At 61.2% G+C, this 17,209-nt stretch carries 14 protein-coding genes; 12 read left to right on the top strand and 2 right to left on the bottom strand.

Annotation, left to right across the window (positions count from 1 at the left end; all coding sequences use genetic code 11):
- Nucleotides 1-2 precede the first annotated feature (2 nt).
- The 10 genes from ACE3OK_RS00755 to ACE3OK_RS00710 all read left to right on the top strand — a co-directional run bounded on the left by ACE3OK_RS00755 (nucleotide 3) and on the right by ACE3OK_RS00710 (nucleotide 13,869).
- Nucleotides 3-1,271, top strand: coding sequence for a tyrosine-type recombinase/integrase (locus tag ACE3OK_RS00755; RefSeq protein ID WP_374247603.1), 1,269 nt, complete (start codon nucleotides 3-5; stop codon nucleotides 1,269-1,271).
- Nucleotides 1,268-2,773, top strand: a complete 1,506-nt coding sequence (locus ACE3OK_RS00750) for a site-specific integrase (protein WP_374247602.1) — start codon at nucleotides 1,268-1,270, stop codon at nucleotides 2,771-2,773. Before ACE3OK_RS00755 ends, ACE3OK_RS00750 begins: the two co-directional genes overlap by 4 nt.
- On the top strand, nucleotides 2,774-4,756 hold the full coding sequence (locus ACE3OK_RS00745) for an integrase (RefSeq protein ID WP_374247601.1): 1,983 nt from the start codon (nucleotides 2,774-2,776) through the stop codon (nucleotides 4,754-4,756).
- Nucleotides 4,749-5,192, top strand: a complete 444-nt coding sequence (locus ACE3OK_RS00740) for a hypothetical protein (RefSeq protein WP_374247600.1) — start codon at nucleotides 4,749-4,751, stop codon at nucleotides 5,190-5,192. Before ACE3OK_RS00745 ends, ACE3OK_RS00740 begins: the two co-directional genes overlap by 8 nt.
- Nucleotides 5,189-7,960, top strand: coding sequence for a class I SAM-dependent DNA methyltransferase (locus tag ACE3OK_RS00735; RefSeq protein WP_374247599.1), 2,772 nt, complete (start codon nucleotides 5,189-5,191; stop codon nucleotides 7,958-7,960). The genes ACE3OK_RS00740 and ACE3OK_RS00735 overlap by 4 nt, the downstream gene beginning before the upstream one ends.
- Nucleotides 7,957-10,011, top strand: coding sequence for a DEAD/DEAH box helicase (locus ACE3OK_RS00730; protein WP_374247598.1), 2,055 nt, complete (start codon nucleotides 7,957-7,959; stop codon nucleotides 10,009-10,011). Before ACE3OK_RS00735 ends, ACE3OK_RS00730 begins: the two co-directional genes overlap by 4 nt.
- A complete protein-coding gene (locus ACE3OK_RS00725) occupies nucleotides 10,004-11,206 on the top strand; it encodes a GIY-YIG nuclease family protein (RefSeq protein WP_374247597.1) in 1,203 nt (400 codons plus the stop codon). Before ACE3OK_RS00730 ends, ACE3OK_RS00725 begins: the two co-directional genes overlap by 8 nt.
- A gap of 158 nt (nucleotides 11,207-11,364) precedes the next feature.
- Nucleotides 11,365-11,979, top strand: a complete 615-nt coding sequence (locus tag ACE3OK_RS00720; RefSeq protein ID WP_374247596.1) for a hypothetical protein — start codon at nucleotides 11,365-11,367, stop codon at nucleotides 11,977-11,979.
- A 151-nt stretch (nucleotides 11,980-12,130) separates the two neighbouring features.
- Entirely contained in the window at nucleotides 12,131-13,192 is a 1,062-nt protein-coding gene (locus ACE3OK_RS00715) for a hypothetical protein (protein ID WP_374247595.1), read from the top strand.
- 179 nt (nucleotides 13,193-13,371) lie between these two features.
- A complete protein-coding gene (locus ACE3OK_RS00710; RefSeq protein ID WP_374247594.1) occupies nucleotides 13,372-13,869 on the top strand; it encodes an acyl-CoA thioesterase in 498 nt (165 codons plus the stop codon).
- Between the two features lie 64 nt (nucleotides 13,870-13,933).
- On the opposite strand, the gene ACE3OK_RS00705 is transcribed toward ACE3OK_RS00710, so the two are convergent.
- Nucleotides 13,934-14,599 (bottom strand): C40 family peptidase, encoded by a 666-nt coding sequence (locus ACE3OK_RS00705; RefSeq protein ID WP_374247593.1) that lies wholly within the window; start codon nucleotides 14,597-14,599, stop codon nucleotides 13,934-13,936.
- 154 nt (nucleotides 14,600-14,753) lie between these two features.
- On the bottom strand, nucleotides 14,754-15,302 hold the full coding sequence (locus ACE3OK_RS00700) for a C40 family peptidase (protein ID WP_374247592.1): 549 nt from the start codon (nucleotides 15,300-15,302) through the stop codon (nucleotides 14,754-14,756).
- 62 nt (nucleotides 15,303-15,364) lie between these two features.
- Between ACE3OK_RS00700 and ACE3OK_RS00695 the strand changes: the two genes are divergently transcribed.
- Both ACE3OK_RS00695 and ACE3OK_RS00690 read left to right on the top strand, forming a co-directional pair.
- Complete coding sequence (locus tag ACE3OK_RS00695; protein ID WP_374247591.1) at nucleotides 15,365-15,847, top strand: peptidylprolyl isomerase; 483 nt, start codon at nucleotides 15,365-15,367, stop codon at nucleotides 15,845-15,847.
- An 83-nt stretch (nucleotides 15,848-15,930) separates the two neighbouring features.
- On the top strand, nucleotides 15,931-17,202 hold the full coding sequence (locus ACE3OK_RS00690) for an NAD(P)/FAD-dependent oxidoreductase (protein ID WP_374247590.1): 1,272 nt from the start codon (nucleotides 15,931-15,933) through the stop codon (nucleotides 17,200-17,202).
- Nucleotides 17,203-17,209: the final 7 nt, after the last annotated feature.

Genomic DNA, 17,209 nt, shown 5'->3' with positions numbered 1-17,209 from the left:
AGATGAGCGAGTATCGAGTGAAGGTGATCCGGTTCGCGAGTGGGGAGCGGTTGCCAGTGCTCGTCGATGAACTGGGCACTCCGCTCTTCAGCCCCACGCTGTTCGCGGTGACTGAGTTGAGGATGAGGAACCTCGCATCCAACACGATCGGCAATGCCCTGCGTTCGTTGCAGCTCTTTGTTTCGTTCCTCGAACGTGAGCGCATCGACCTGATCGAGCGGTTCAGTGCAGGCGGGGTTTTGAAGCTGCATGAGATTGAAGCGCTCGTGCAAGCGTGCAGGCGGCCCTTAGAAGCGATCTCTGATGCCGGGGGCAGTGGCCGCCGGGATGATGAATCCGCCAATCTGCGCAGCTTGGAGGGCGCCAGGAGCCGTCTGCGGAACGAGGCCCCGACGATCGTCAACGCCGCGGTGACTGCCACGCGACTTCAGTGTGTTCGAGACTATGTGCGGTGGCTTGCTGAGCTTCAGCTAGATCGCCGTGCTACCAGCCTGAATCAACGTAGCGAGCTTCGAGCAGCAGTGGACGCTTTTGCTCTTGCGCTCGAAGCCAGGATGCCCAGTGGTGGAGTTTCGGAGGTGAGAGAGGGGCTCGCCCCCCACCATCGGCAAAGGCTTCGCGAGGTAACACGCCCCGACTCGCCAGAGAACCCGTGGGCTGACGGCCACACGCGATCTCGAAACGCCGTGATGATCGACTGGTTGTATGACCTCGGGTTGAGGAGGGGGGAGTTGCTCAGCGTGCGCTGCTCCGATGTGGATTTCCGTAGAGGGGTCGTCACTATCTCACGCCGTCATGACGATCCTGGCGACCCGAGGCGGAATCAGCCGGTGGTCAAGACTCGCGGACGGGAGTTGCCTTTGTCGGCAGCGAACTTGGATGCGACTCGGCACTACGTTATCAACGTCAGAAACTCGCTTCCTGGTGCGCGATTGCACGAATACCTATTCGTGGCTACCGACACCGGCGCACCGCTGTCGATGCCAGCTCTGGCGAAGATCTTCAGAGTGCTGAGATCAACGATCGCCGATCTTCCCGACGACCTGTCCCCTCATGTGCTTCGCCATACGTGGAACGATCGATTCTCCGAGGAGATGGACCAAAACAAGGTGCCGGAGGACACCGAAAGGAAGGCGCGGTCGTATCTGATGGGATGGTCTGAGACTTCGGGAACCGCAGGGACGTATACCCGACGGCACGTACGTGAGCAGGCGAAGCTTGTGTCGCTCGAACTCCAGGAGAAGATGCTTGGCAAGAAGGGGCAGGCATGAGAAAGGCAGGACTGGAGGCACAGAGGCGACTTGTCCGTACTCGTGATGGAAGTGTCTTCGATGCCGACGATGACCTGTGGGCATACCGTGACAACGCCATCAACGTGAGCTTGAACTTCACCGACTTCAACTGCGATCAACGCTTCCGTGAATCGGCGAAATCTGTCCTGATCTGGTATGCCGAGAACAAGTCCGGCTCGCATCTGAAGAATCTGTTCGAGCGGCTTCAGCACTTCCTTCGCGCCTTCCCTGATCCGATCTCCAGAATCGACAGTGCGATGCTCCTGAGCTACCGATCGTCGCTGTCCAAGGGGCGCGCTTGGTACTTCGGCACCCTCAGCGGTCTGCTGCTCAAATGGAACGCGCTTGGCTATCAAGGCCTCGCGAGTGACGTCGTTCCACTCCTCAAGACCACGCGCAAGATAGGAAACCAAAAGGGTGAGGCCGTCCTGACTCTGGACTCGAAGAACGGGCCTCTGACTGACATCGAGACCTTGGCGGTCGGCGCTGCCCTCGGCGCCGCTCGCGAGGATGGGCTCATCGACGAGAGCGAATACCTACTTGCGCAGTTGTTCGTCCTTCTCGGCCAGCGAGCCATTCAATACGCCGCGCTCAAGGTCTGTGACCTTCATTCGATAACAGCGCCGGACGGAACAACGTCGTACTTGCTGCGGATTCCGCGTGCCAAACAACAGGATGTTCCGTCGAGGCACGCGTTCAAGGATCGCCTGCTGTCACCTCGAATCGGGGAGCCGCTTTATCGGCATTGCGCTAGGCTGCGAAGTGAGTTGGCGCACGAGTTCCCGAACGGAAACGACATTCCCATGTTTCCCGCCCGGGCGCATGGAAAGGAGGCGCCGCACGGCTTCCGTCTCCATCGGACCTCAGATTCGCTCGCGGAAACGTTCATCAGGGTCATGCGAAGTTTGACCGTGGTTTCGGAACGCACTGGGGCCCCTTTGCACATCACCCCAACCCGCTTCCGCAGAACTGTCGGAACACGCGCCGCCATCGAGGGTCACGGCGAACTGGTCATCGCCGAACTTCTCGACCACAACGACACGCAGAATGTCGGTGTCTACACGCAGGCAGTCCCGCAGATCGTGGAACGGATCGATCGTGCGGTGGCGATGCACCTGGCGCCCCTCGCTCAGGCATTCGCAGGGGTGCTGATTGATGATGAATCGAAGGCTGTGCGTGGCGATGATCCGACCAGTCGCATCTGCGGTCCTCACATCCACCCTGAGATGAAGCCTATGGGGAACTGTGGGAAGCATGGGTTCTGCGGGCTCATGGCGCCGATCGCCTGCTACACCTGCCGTAGCTTCCAGCCCTGGCGAGATGGCCCGCATGAAGCAGTCCTTAAATACCTGCTAGATGAACGGGAGCGGTTTGTTGGACAGACCGATGTGCGAATCGCATCGGTGAACGACCGAACGATTCTGGCAGTAGCTGAGGTTGTCAGGCTCTGCACGGAGAGCCCGTCGGACGGGGTGCAATGAATGGCTGACCTGATCGTCTTCAAACCAAAGGCGGAGATCGACGCTGAGGTGAACGTTTCGGCATTTATTGAGCTATGCCGGAGTCAGCTCACGATCTTCGGTGCAGATCTCGATTTCGAGAGCGACGAGTGGGATGTCACCAAGGCCGTTGCTTTGAGAGCGCGAGGCAAAGGTCGGCAGCGAGCAAGGTTCACCAATCTGAATGACGAGAACCAAATCCTGGCTGAGCCGTTTCGATCATTCGGCAAAGCCTATTTTCGGTACATGTTCGGGCTTCGACCCGCCAAGGCTTACTCGACGCGACTCGTTGCATTGAGGGCTGTCGCCGCGAGTGCACAGGAGATGGGCACGTCATCCGTGGCGGGCATCGATGCCTCCACCTTCAATCGCGCAGCGCAGCTCGTTGGCTCTCGATACGCGGAGACCTCTGCATACCGGATCGGTCAGCAGCTAGAGCTCCTTGCCGATTTTCTCGATGACCATGGAATGACTCGCACGAGGCTCGGGTGGGTGAACTTCATTCCTCGCCCCATTGATACGGAACGCGTCGGTGAGGAGGCTGACAAAAGACGGCGGTCGAAGCTTCCGTCTCAGGCGGCGCTTGACGCATTGCCAATGATTTTCAGAGCGGCAAAGGAGCCCGCCGATGTGATCGTCTCCAGCGCGGCGGCGATAATGTGCGGTGCGCCGGATCGAATTGCAGAAGTGCTGACGCTTCCAGTTGACTGCGAGGTCGACGGCTTCGCCAAAGAAGGTGAATCCACTCCTTATGGCTTTCGCTGGTGGCCGGGCAAGGGCGCTGAGCCAATGGTGAAGTGGGTCGTTCCAAGTATGTCGGGCGTCATCCGAGAGGCAATTGCGAAGATCCGGGCAGTAACAGAACCTGCCCGGGAGGTGGCGCGTTGGTATGAGCAGAACCCAGGCTCAATCTACCTCAAGCCTGAACTAGAGTTCCTGCGAGGGAGGGAATCGCTTTCGTTGGACGAGGTGGCGGACGTAATCGGTGTCGGCGACGGTCGAGCATGGTGCCGGTATGCCAAGCTACCCATCGACGCGACTGGTCGCGTCCGCTTCGAAGTTGTTGAGAAGGCCGTACTGCGGCTCCTGCCACATGACTTTCCGATCCTCGATTCCCTGACGGGGCTGAAATACAGCGAAGCGTTATTCGTCGTCCGTCGGAACGAGCTTGGCCAGCAGCGGGCTACGTATCACTGCCTGATTGAAGGTGTGTCGGGCACACGAATCAACAATGGGCTCGGCTCACGAGTAGCGCATGGCTTTCAGTCGATCTTCAGCAAGTTTGGTTTCCGAGAGGCGGACGGCTCCGAGATTCGCGTGAACACTCACCGATTCCGTCACTACTTGAACACACTGGCGCAAGCGGGAGGAATGAGCCAACTTGACATTGCAAAGTGGTCCGGGCGGAAAGATGTACGACAAAACGTTGTCTACGACCACGTCACGCCGACGCAAATGCTCGAGAAGGTGCGAAACGCTGTCGGCGACTCGAGCCAGATGTTCGGGCCATTGGCCGAGATCCCCGTCAACCTTCCGGTCTCACGGGATGAGTTTGGCCGGTTGCGTTTTCCAACGGCACACACGACCGACATCGGCTTCTGCGTGCACGACTACACGATGTCGCCGTGCGAGCTCCACCGTGACTGCCTCAACTGCCAGGATCTCGTGTGCGTGAAAGGCGACGCTGCGAAAACGGAAAGGTTACGGACGCGACTTACAGAGGCCAGACGTCTTCTCGACCACGCTGAACAAGCGCGATCGTCTGGCTACGCCGGAAGCGATCGCTGGTTGGAACATCACCGACTCAGCGTTGCGCGGCTGACGCAGTTGTGCAGGATCATGGACGACCCTGCTGTGCCCGATGGCACTTGCGTTCAACTGGGCCGACAAGGCGGTCCCCTAGGGATAGCAGGCCGACGTAGCGTGCCTGCGCAGAAAGCTGCAGGAGTGATCGAAAATGTCTAGGAGACGTGCAAAGAACCTTGATGACGAAGCCATCAAGCGCATCGTCGAGATTCTGGATGGTTGGAGCGGGGTTTTGTCGTGGCAAGCTTTGATTGAACAGGTCCAAGCACGCCTGCAAAGCAAGTACACCAGGCAGGCTCTTCACCGGCATGAGCGCATCCGCCTCGCTTTCGAAAAGACCAAGGAACGACTCGCCAATCCGGGCAAGAAGCAAAGAGATCCGGCTGATCTGGTTCGGGTGCCGGCCGGACGAATTTCCCGACTCGAGGCAGAGAACGACCGCCTCCAGCAGGAAAATGATCGCCTTCTCGAGCAGTTCGTTCGTTGGGCTTACAACGCGCACACGCGTGGCTTGGACGAGGCGTTCCTGAATAGGCCCCTCCCGCCAGTCGATCGGCGGCCGACAAAGCAAGCCGCACCGGGAAGAAGGCAATGAACGCCGTTGAAATCGAACAGGCGATCACCGACCTCGCGGAGCAGCCCTTTGACCCCGCAGAGTTCCCCTATGCCTTCCTTGAAGCGTTCGGCAACAAGGCGACGACCATCAAGCGCCTGCGCGCGGGGGCGTCGAACAAGTCCGACCTCGGTGGTGTTCTCCAAACCAGCAACATCCACATCCTGACCTGCGACGCTGGGCGGGTGACGCAGACGCTGGCCGCTCTCAAGGCCAGCCTGGCGACGGCCAAGGCCAAGGCGAAGTTCATCCTCGCCACCGACGGCACGGACTTCGAGGCCGAAGACCTGACCAGCGGAGAGACCGTTGCCTGCGCCTTCAAGGACTTCCCGGACCACTTCGGCTTCTTCCTGCCGCTGGCGGGCATCAGCACCGTCCGCCAGATCAGCGAGAACGCCTTCGACATCCGGGCCACCAGCCGCCTGAATCGCCTGTACGTCGAACTGCTGAAGGACAACCCGGAATGGGGCACGGCGGAGCGTCGCCACGACATGAACAAGTTCATGGCGCGGCTGATCTTCTGCTTCTTTGCTGAGGACACCGACATCTTTGTCGGCAAGGGCCGCTTCACTGAAACCGTCGCGCAGATGAGCGCCAAGGACTCGTCCAACACGCACGAGGTCATCGCCACGCTGTTCCGCACCATGAACACCAAGCGCGACGACCGGGCTGCCGCCAGGATTCCCCGGTGGGCCGAAGACTTCCCTTACGTCAACGGGCAGTTGTTCTCCGGCGGCGACGAGGTGCCGCGGTTCAGCAAGATCGCCCGGTCCTACCTGCTGCACGTCGGAGGGTTGGACTGGACCAAGATCAACCCCGACATCTTCGGTTCGATGATCCAGGCCGTCGCCGAAGACGAGGAGCGCGGCGAGCTGGGGATGCACTACACCAGTGTCCCCAACATCCTCAAGGTCCTCAATCCGCTGTTCCTCGACGACCTGCGGGAGAAGCTGGAGGAAGCGGATGATAACGCCCGCATGTTGCTCAACCTGCGCAAACGCATTGCCAAGATCAGGGTCTTCGACCCGGCCTGCGGTTCGGGCAACTTCCTGGTCATCGCTTACAAGGAAATGCGCGCCATCGAGGCCGAGATCAACCGGCGGCGCGGCGAGCCGGATCGTGCATCAGAAATCCCGGTCACCAACTTTCGCGGGATCGAGCTACGCGATTTCCCGGCGGAAATCGCCCGCCTTGCGCTGGTCATTGCTGAGTATCAGTGCGATGTGCTGTATCGGGGCCAGAAGCTGGCCCTGGCCGAGTTTCTGCCACTGCGCAATGAGAACTGGATCACCTGCGGCAACGCGCTGCGGCTGGACTGGCTGAGCATTTTCCCGCCAGCTGGTATCGGAGTGAAGGTGCAGGCCGATGATCTTTTTCGCACGCCGCTAGATCAAGCCGAGATCGACTTCGAGAACGAGGGGGGCGAGACGTATATCTGTGGCAATCCCCCCTATCTCGGCAGTCGATGGAGAGACAAGGAGCAGCAAGACGACTTGGCGGCCTTATTCTCTGGTCGCGCGCCTAGTTTCAAGGACTTGGACTATGTCGCCGCTTGGTACTTGAAGGCTGCAGATTATCTTCACGCCGTACCCGATTGTTGCTGTGCGTTTGTCGCCACTAAGTCGATTTGTCAAGGCGAGCAAGTCGCCATGCTATGGCCTCTGATCTTTGGTCAAGGCCTGGAAATATCCTTCGCTTACCGACCCTTTCACTGGAGCAATCTGGCGGCCGCAAACGCGGGCGTGACTGTAGTTATTGTTGGCATCGCATCCGCGCGTTCGAGCAAGAAAACTCTTTTTGAGGGTGATGAAAAGCGCGTCGTAGACAGCATCGGACCTTACCTGATTCCAGTCGGAAACATCATCGTTGAAAAGGCTCCTAGACCCTTAAATGGCTTGCCTCGGATGGACTACGGAAACAAGCCTACAGATGGCGGTAACCTGATATTGGACAGGGCCACGAAGGAGGGCCTTGTTGCGGCACGCCCCGAAGCTGCTCGGTTTATAAGAGCGTATGTCGGCTCCACTGAGTTCATCAATGGCGTGCCACGCTTCTGCCTGTGGGTTGAAGATGAGGAAGTTAATGACGCACGCTTAGTGTCCGAAATTTGTGAGCGGTTTGAGAACGTACGAAAGCTCAGAGCCGAAAGTAAGGGGCAGCAGGCGAACGCGAATGCAGACACGCCCCATCGGTTTGTCTTCGCGCCTCATCGATCTGGGAGCGCGCTGATTGTTCCTCGCGTTTCTTCCGAACGCCGCCCGTACCTGCCTGTAGGGATTGTCGATGATGCGACAGTAATTTCTGATCGGGCTGCGGTGATCTACAGGCCTGAAACGTGGTTGCTCGGTATCGTGGCTAGCCGTATGCATTTGGTCTGGATTGCTACTGTATGCGTCCGCATGAGAATGGACTTTTCTTATTCAAACACTCTCGGCTGGCACACATTCCCAGTGCCGACACTGACCGAGAAAAACAAGGCCGATCTCACGCGCTGCGCGGAGGACATCCTGCTGGCGCGGGAGCATCACTTCCCCGCGACCATCGCGGACCTGTACGACCCCGAGAACATGCCCGCTGACCTGCGTGCCGCCCATGAGCGCAACGACGAAGTGCTGGAGCGCATCTACATCGGTCGGCGCTTCAAGAACGACACTGAGCGGCTGGAAAAGCTGTTTGACCTCTATACCAAGATGACCGCTTCGGCTGCACCGGCCAAGGGCAAGAAGCGCAAAGCGGGAGCCAACGCATGAGCGACAAGATCAAGTCCGTACCGTCCGTTTCCGTCACCTACGCCCGCAACGGTGCGTCGACCAAAGCCAATGCGCTTGGGATGCGGCCCATGCAGGAGCGGGCCTACGAGAAGCGGGGCGAGCAATACCTGCTCATCAAGTCGCCGCCCGCATCGGGCAAGAGCCGTGCGCTGATGTTCGTGGCACTCGACAAGCTCACGAACCAAGGCTTGAAGCAGGCCATCATCGTTGTGCCGGAGAGGTCCATCGGTGCCAGCTTCAACGACGAACCGCTGTCCAAGTACGGCTTCTGGGCGGACTGGCAGGTCGAACCCAAGTGGAACCTGTGCAATGCGCCAGGCAACGACAACGGCGGCAAGGTCAAGTCGCTGGGCGCATTCCTTGAAGGCGACGACAAGGTGCTGGTCTGCACCCATGCGACCTTCCGCTTCGCGGTCGATGCCTACGGCGTGGAGGCGTTCGACGACCGATTGATCGCGGTCGATGAGTTCCACCACGTTTCGGCCAACCCGGACAACAAGCTCGGCTTGCACCTGGGGCAGTTCTTCGCGCGGGGCAAGACGCACATTGTCGCCATGACCGGCTCCTACTTCCGTGGCGACGCCGAGGCCGTGCTCGCGCCGCAGGATGAGTCGAAGTTCGATACCGTCACCTACACCTACTACGAGCAGCTCAACGGCTACGAGTACCTCAAGCAACTCGATATCGGCTATTTCTTCTACAGCGGGCCTTACGTTGATGACATCCTTAATGTCCTCGATCCCGCCGAGAAGACCATCATCCACATCCCCAACGTCAATTCGCGTGAAAGCACGAAGGACAAGATGCGTGAGGTGGAGCACATCATCGAGGCGCTGGGCGAATGGCAAGGCATCGACCCTGCGACCGGCTTCCAGCGTGTCAAGCGCCCCGATGGCCGCGTACTGCGGATCGCTGATCTCGTCGATGACGATCCTGCCAAGCGTGACCGCGTGTCCGCCGCACTCAAAGACCCGGCGCAGAAGAACAACCGGGACCATGTGGACATCATCATCGCGCTGGGCATGGCGAAGGAAGGCTTCGACTGGATTTGGTGCGAACACGCCCTGACCGTGGGTTACCGCGCCAGCCTGACCGAGATCGTGCAGATCATCGGCCGAGCTACCCGCGACGCGCCCGGCAAGACCCGCGCGAGATTCACCAACCTGATCGCCGAGCCGGATGCAGCCGAGGAAGCTGTCACCGAGGCCGTCAACGATACGTTGAAGGCCATCGCGGCAAGCCTGCTGATGGAGCAGGTTCTTGCTCCGCGCTTCGAGTTCAAGCCCAAGAACCCCGACAGTGGCCCGGCGCCGGGCTTTAACTACGGCGAGGGTGGCTATGACCCGGACCGCTGCAATGTCGGTGTCAATGAGCAGACAGGGGCGTACCAAATCGAGATCAAGGGCCTCGCCGAGCCCAAGAGCAAGGAGGCGGCGCGAATCTGTCAGGAAGACTTGAACGAAGTTATCGCGGCCTTCGTGCAGGACAAGCCCACCATCGAGCGCGGCCTGTTCGATGAGGAGCTGGTGCCCGAGGAGCTGACGCAGGTTCGCATGGGCAAGATCATCAAGGACAAGTATCCCGAGCTTGACGCCGAAGATCAGGAGGCCGTGCGCCAGCACGCCATCGCAGCCCTCAACCTCACGCAGCAGGCCAAGCGGCTTGTCACCGAAGGCGAGAGCGATGGGTTGCCGAACACCGCCCTGATCGACGGCGTGCGCCGCTTCGCGATGGACGTGCGCGAGTTGGACATCGACCTGATCGACCGCATCAACCCCTTCGGGGAAGCCTACGCCATCCTTGCCAAGACCATGAGCGAGGACAGCTTGAAGCAGGTCGCGGCGGCCATCTCGGCCAAGCGCACGAGCCTGACGCCGGACGAGGCGAAGGAGATGGCCGTGCGCGCCGTCCAGTTCAAGAAGGAGCGCGGACGCATTCCTGCACTTGATTCCCAGGATGCCTGGGAGCGACGCATGGCCGAAGGCGCGGCCGCCTTCATGCGCTTCAAGGCGGAGGGACGCTATGAGTAACTCCGATCTTGACGAACTCGCTGCGGAGCTTGCCGAGTTCGCTCCGGCTGAGAAGAAAAATGGCCGCCCAGCCAGCGAGGAGCGTGTCATTGCTGGCTTCGAGGAAATCCAACGCTTCACAGAGCAGCACGGGCGTGCGCCGCAGCATGGCGAAGACCGCGACATATTCGAGCGCCTATATGCCGTGCGGCTCGACCGTCTACGCGCGCTCCCGGATTGCCGCGCCTTGCTTGAGCCGCTAGACCATCAGGGCTTGCTTGCTGGGGCGCCGACCGTTGCCGCTTCGGCAGTTGAAGCCATCGACATCGACCACCTGGCCGCCGAGCTGGCGGGCGTAGCCGACGCGGACGACATCACGGTCCTACGCCATGTCCGCACCAGCGCCGACAAGCGAGCCGCCGAGGAGATCGCGGATCGCAAGCCGTGCGAGGACTTCGAGACCTTCCGGCCCCTGTTCCAGCGCGTGCAAGCGGAAGTCAAAACCGGTATGCGCCAGTCCCAGCCCATCGAAGCGGGCCGCCGTGCGATTGAAGTCGGAGACTTTTTCGTTCTCGATGGCCTTACTCTCTACGTCGCCGAGGTCGGCGAGCCGTTGAAAACCACCGCCGGGGAAGTGGATCGCCGCCTGCGCCTCATCTTCTCCAACGGCACCGAAAGCAATCTGCTGCTGCGCTCGCTCCAGCGAGCGTTCTACAACGACCCCGCCGCGCGGCGGCTGGCCTCGCCCGAGAGTGGGCAACTCTCCTTTGGTGGCGAGCTTGAAGCCGATGACGTTGAAAGCGGCACGATCTATGTTCTGCGCTCTCTGTCCGATCATCCTTATGTCGCGCAGCACCGCGACCTGATCCACAAGATCGGCGTGACGGGCGGAAAGGTAGAGACCCGCATCGCTGATGCGGAGCGGGATGCCACATATCTTCTGGCGAAGGTCGAGGTGGTTGCTACCTACAAGCTCGCGGGTATCAACCGAACGAGGATGGAGAACCTGTTTCACAAGTTGTTTTCGTCGGCGCGTCTGAATATCACTATCAATGACCGCTTCGGCCATCCTGTGCAGCCGCAGGAATGGTTCCTTGTCCCCGTCTTCGTCATTGACGAAGTTGTGGAACGCATCAAGAGCGGGACAATCACCCAATACACCTACGATCCGGCAGCCGCGCGTCTCGTCAAAGCCTCTGAGGCCAAACGCACATGAGCAGTGGCGTTTCATCCGCCTCCGCTCGCGATTGGGTCCATAGTTTCGAGGAGGCTCAAAAGGAGGTGAGATGCTTGGACTTCGCGGGAAGAGATGCCCAGCATATCGAGACTTATCACCAGTATCAGCGGCGGAACTCCTTCGGCCTTGATCCAAGCATGAAGATCTATAGGATCTTCCAGCAGCGGTACTACGACGATGACCTAAAGGATGGTTGTCTGACACTTCCACTCGCCAGCGCGAATGTCTGGAAAGACCCGCTTGAGAACCCTTTGGCCTCGGTCATCGTGACCGATCAGCAAACAGGACAACCTGTCCATCTTGGGGCGGTTGTGAATAGGTTCTACGCGCTCTGTTGGACACATCGGGTCGAGCCCACTGCTGCGGATTGGGGCAGTTTCTCTCACGGAATGCCTGCTATAAGAATCGGCACGACCGTTGGAAAGCTCCTCGATCGCGTGATGGCGATGAGTGATCCGGGCTATATGCATCGCTCATGGCTGGTCGATGTTAAATACATGGAACCACACCTCATTCAGCAGATGAAGACCCCCGATGAGGTGTACAGCCGAATGGAGTCCACCGGCTCAATGTTGGCGCTGAGCGCCGCTGTTGTCCGCACGACCTTCAGCGGCGAAGACGAAGTGCGATTCCTCTTTGACAATGGCATTCATCCCGCGTGGGGTGCCGTAACCGCGAGTTCATCTCCTGACTTGATTCGGCTGCCATTTGACTGGAATGGGTTCGTGGATGAAGCGGTTCAGTCCCCCTGAGCGCAGGGGGGCTCGGTCATCCTGTGCAGCCCGAGGAGTGTTTCCCCGTCCACAGCTCGTCATCGGCGATCGCAACGCGGCGAAGTTGGCGACGCTGGAGCAGTTCTAGCCGCCTCAGAATCCGGCGCAAGTAAAAAAAGTTGGGGCAATTGTGAAGCTCAAGAGGGAAGCCAGAACACTGAAAGCCAAGGCCATAGCTTCATTGAAGCGAGGGCTGGAAGCGTTCAATAACCACGATGACGACGGAAGGCCGGAGTCAGTCCTGCTCATGCTTCAGCACGCCTGCGAAATGTTGGTCAAGGCATTGCTGGTTCAGAAGGGGCAGGACGTCTTCGAGAAGGAAAAGGGGACCTCTATCGGCATCGAGAAGGCGTTGAACATTGCCCAATCCAAGGGATGGATGAACGCTACACAGGCGGGGGCCATTCGCGTCATCGACGCGATGCGCGACCAAGCCCAGCACTGGATGATCGTTGTTCCAGAGGATGCTCTCTACATCAACGCGAGAGCATTGATCACCGTATTGGACGAAATCCTGACTGGGCACTTTGAAGACACGCTCGCTGACAACCTGCCAGTGCGGGTGCTGCCCCTGTCTACCCAGCCTCTACCTGATTTCTTGATGCTAGTGAATAGAGAATACGCGCAGATTCGAGAACTGCTTGCTCCGGGCCGAAGAGCACGAGACGAAGCGAGGGGCCGAATTACTGCGCTCCTTGCCATGGAGGCTCACGTCAGCGAAGAGGTGGCGGTATCCAAGCGAGACTTGGACCGAATCGAAGAGGCAATTAAAGACAACATTCCGCTGGAACAGGTGTTCCCACGTCTGATGACCTTGGCAACGAACGTTGAAGGTGAAGGTCCGACGATTCGTGTCCGAATAACCCGAGCCGCTGATGCTCCTGCGGTGCGTTACGTGTCCGGCGATGACCCTGAGGGCGCGGCGGCCATCCGTGAAGTGGATCTCCAGAAGAAATACCACTGGAGTCCCAGCGCGTTGGCGGAAAAATTGGGATTGACGATCAACAAGGCCAAGGCTGTCCGTGATTTTCTGCATATAGACGAAGATCCGGCCAACGTCATGGTGTTCGAGTTTGGATCTCAGAAGCACCCCCGGTATTCTGACAACGCGCTACGCGTCCTTCGGGACGCCATCACCCCCGAGTTGGTCGCGCAAGCGTGGCGTGAGCGACCGCCGGGCCGCAGAAGATAGAGCGAACAAAGACGAAGAGCTGTTTACACTCGACGTTATGGTCAGCCGAAATCGTCCCTTAGTTGACGGATCGACGCGGTTTAAGGATAAAAGTCCAAGGAAAGATTAGTTTTTTCAAAGATATATAATTTTGTTTACGTCAGTGTGGTACGCACAACCGTTCTGAAGCGCAAAACCGCATGAGTGGGCAGCAACGCCAATTGGCCATGCGGTTCCTGGCCGAGCCGTCGGACGTGAATTTCGGCGGCAAGGTGCATGGCGGGCAGGTGATGCGCTGGATCGACCAGTGCGGCTATGCCGCGGCCGTGGGCTGGAGCGGGCATTACAGTGTCACCGTGGCGGTGGGCGGCATTCGTTTCGTCGCCCCGATCCGGATCGGCGATCTGGTCAGCGTGAAGGCCACGCTGATCCACACCGGCACGACGTCGATGCACTTTGCCGTGGATGTGCGCGCCCGCGACCCGATGCAGGATGCCGATCAGGCACGGTTGTGCACGCATTGCGTGATCGTGTTCGTGGCGGTGGATGACGAAGGCCAGCCGCTGGCCGTTCCGGGATGGGCACCGGACAGCGAGGAAGACCGGCGGCTGTCCGAGTACGCGCTGAAGGTGATGGAGCTCAGCAAGGGCATCGAATCGACCGTCGCCCGTTATCGCACCGGCGCAGCGCAACCTTGAGCCGCATGCGAAGACGCCGCCCGGAGGCGGCGTCAGCGATTCCGATGAAGGCCCTTGCGGGCGTTCAGTCGCCCTTGGCCAAACGCCGGGCTTCCATGAATTTCTGCGCCCAGTAGCCACTGGTCAGGCTGGACACGGTGACGTCGCGACCGGTGCGCGGTGCGTGCAGGAATTGGCCGTTGCCGATGTAGATGCCGACGTGGTCGATGTGGCCACGACGCCCGAAGAACACCAGGTCGCCTTCGGCCAGTGCATCGCGGTTGGCAACGGGGGTGCCCTGTCCGGCCATTGCTCCTGAGACGCGCGGCAGGTCGATGCCGATGGTGCGGAAGACGTAGCCCACCAACCCGCTGCAATCGAACCCGCCTTCCGGCGAGTTGCCGCCGTAGCGGTACGGGGTGCCCAGCAGCGAGAAGGCACGCTGCATCACTGTCTTGACCAGCGAGGTGGTGCCGGCGGGTGCGGTGGCTTTTTGCAGGGCTTCCAGCTGTGCGGCCAGCGGGGCGGTATCCGGGGTGGCGATGGCTGCGGGAGCGACTGGTGCCAGTGCCGGCAGGCTTGCCGGCGGGGCGGTCACGCTGGCCGGTGCGGCCTCGGGGGCTTTGCCGGAAGCGGGATTGGCAGCCAGCAACGGCAGGCTGGCCAGCGACAGGAGGCTGACCAGCAGGAGCCGGAACTTGCGGCGATTGCGTTGTGTGGTATGGCCGTGGGGCAGGTGGGCTGTCTTCACGCGGTCATCATGATCCCGAAACGAAGGGCGACTATGCCCCGGATGGCCGGGGAAAGGGTTCAGAAAACGTTAGGCGGAGCGTCATGAGCCGGGGAAATGGCCCCGAAGGCCCGTTCATTTACATGAATGAGTGGCGCTTTCCCGCCACGAACAGTCAGAACAGCAGCCTGCGCGCGCCGCTGTAGTGGCCGCGCCACCAACTGCCGTCCAGCCGATCCAGCCGTACCGTGCCGCCGGTACTGGGTGCATGCACGAAGCGACCTTCCCCCACATAGATGCCCACGTGGCTGACCGTGCCGGCGTCGCCGAAGAACACCAGGTCGCCCGCCACCAGTTGCTCCGGCTGGATGCGCGGGCCTTCCAGTTCCGCCAGCGCGCGGGTGGTGCGGGGCAGGCGGAGGTTCAACATGTCGCGGAAGACGTAGTCCACCAGACCGCTGCAATCGAACCCGCCTTCCGGGGTGTTGCCGCCATAGCGATACGGGGTGCCCACCAGGCTGATGGCGCGCATCAACACGGCATTGGCCTTGGCGGGGTCGGCCGGCGCGAGCACTGGCCAGGCGCGCGGGGTGGCGACCGCGGGCGGTGGGCTGCGGGTGTTGGCAGGCCCGCCGCAGCCGGCCAATACGGCCAGCAATGGCGCCCATGCCGCATAGCGTCGATAATGCGCGCCCGGTCGCTGGTTGCAGTCGGCTGGTTTCATCACCGCGCAGTGTCGACGCATCCATGCGTTCCGGCAAGCGCCCCACCGACAGGAAGCAAGCCATGAAGATCGAGAAAGACCGCGTCGTCCGTTTCCACTATGCCGTGGCCGAAACCGGCCAGGAAAAGATCGAAAGCTCCAGGGACGTGGGTGCGCCGCTGGCCATCCTGTTCGGTCGCGGGCAGATCATCCCCGGCCTGGAAGCGGCAATGGACGGTCGCGAAGCGGGCGAGACATTCACCGCCAGCGTGACTCCTGCCGACGCCTATGGCGAGCGCAAGGAAGGCTTGACCCAGCGCATTCCCAAGAAGCATTTCGGCGACCAGAAGCTGGCCCCGGGCATGCAGGTGGTGTTGCAGACCAATTTCGGCCCGCGCGCGGTCACCGTCGAGAAGGTGGGCATGAGCGTGGTGGACGTGGATCTGAACCACCCGATGGCCGGCAAGTCGCTGGACTTCGACATCGAGATCGTGGATGTGCGCGAGGCGACCGAGGAAGAGCTTGCGCATGGCCATGTGCATGGCGAGGGTGGCCACCAGCACTGAGCAGGCCCGTGGTGGCGCGGCGGCAGTGGCTTGCCGCGCCACCCGGAGCAACGTGGTACGGCGGGCGAGAGGGGGCTTGCGCGATGGGTAACGCGGCGGTGGATGCCGATGTGGATTGCCTTGTCGTCGGTGCCGGGGTCTCCGGGCTGGCGGTGGCGCTGGCGCTGGTGGAAGCCGGGCGCAAGGTCACCGTGATCGATGCGGCGACCGTGGGCAGCGGCGCTTCGCACGGCAATTGCGGCACGTTGACCCCCAGCCATGCGCCCCCGCTGGCGGGGCCCGGCACGTTGCGCCGGGTGCTGCGTTGGCTGTTCACGCCGGATGCCCCGCTGTACGTCAAGCCGACCCTGGATCCCACGCGGCTGCGCTGGTTCCTGGGCTTCGCGCGCCGTTGCAACACGCGCGCCTATGCCGCCAGCGCGCACGCCAAATACGCGCTGCTGGCGGATTCCCGCCAACGCATCCAGCAGTGGGTGGCGCAGTACGGCCTGGCGTGCGGCTTCGCCGAGACCGGCGAGGATTACATCTTCCGCACCCAGCAGGCACTGGACCACGAATTGGCCGACGTGCCCCTGCTGCGATCCTTGGGGATCGATGTCGAATGCCTCGATGGCCCCGCCTGCGAGGCGCAGGAACCGGCCCTCAAGCCGGGCATCGCCGGTGCGATCCGCTTTCGCGGCGATGCCGCGCTACGGCCGGATCATTACGTGGCCGAATTGGCGCGGGTGGCACGCGAGCGTGGCTGCCACGTGTTCGAGCGGTGCCGCCTGCGGGCATTGGAGGACGGGCGTGATGGCCTGCTGGCGCAGACCTCGCGCGGCCGCATTCGTGCCCGCGACGTGGTGCTGGCCACCGGTGCCTGGGCACCGCAGTTGGCCCGTGCGGTGGGTTTGCCGTGGCTGCGCAAGGCGATCCAGCCCGGCAAAGGCTATTCCATTACCTACAGCCCGCCGGCAGTGCTGCCCCGGCGGCCGCTGGTGCTGATCGAGCCCTCGGTGTGCGTCACCCACTGGCGCGGTGGCTACCGGCTGGGCAGCACGATGGAGTTCTCCGGTTACGACGACAGTCTCAACATGCGCCGCCTGGATGCGCTGGAGCGCGGCGCCCGGGCCTTCCTGCACGAACCGGTGGGCCCGGAGGTGCAGGAAAAATGGTGCGGCTGGCGACCGATGAGCCGCGACGACATCCCCCTGATCGGACGTGCCCCCGGCCACGCCCACCTGTGGCTGTCGGTTGGCCACGGCATGATGGGGATGGGCATGAGCGCCGGCGGCGGCCAGCTGCTGGCCGACCTGATGCTGGACCGGGCCCCTGCCATCCCCACCGCGCCGTTCGATCCGGCGCGGTTCGGGTGATTTGGAG

The organism is Thermomonas sp., assembly GCF_041905325.1.
GTDB lineage: Bacteria > Pseudomonadota > Gammaproteobacteria > Xanthomonadales > Xanthomonadaceae > Thermomonas.
The sequence above is the reverse complement of the archived record's forward strand: the minus strand, read 5'-3'. Positions and strand labels throughout refer to the sequence as shown.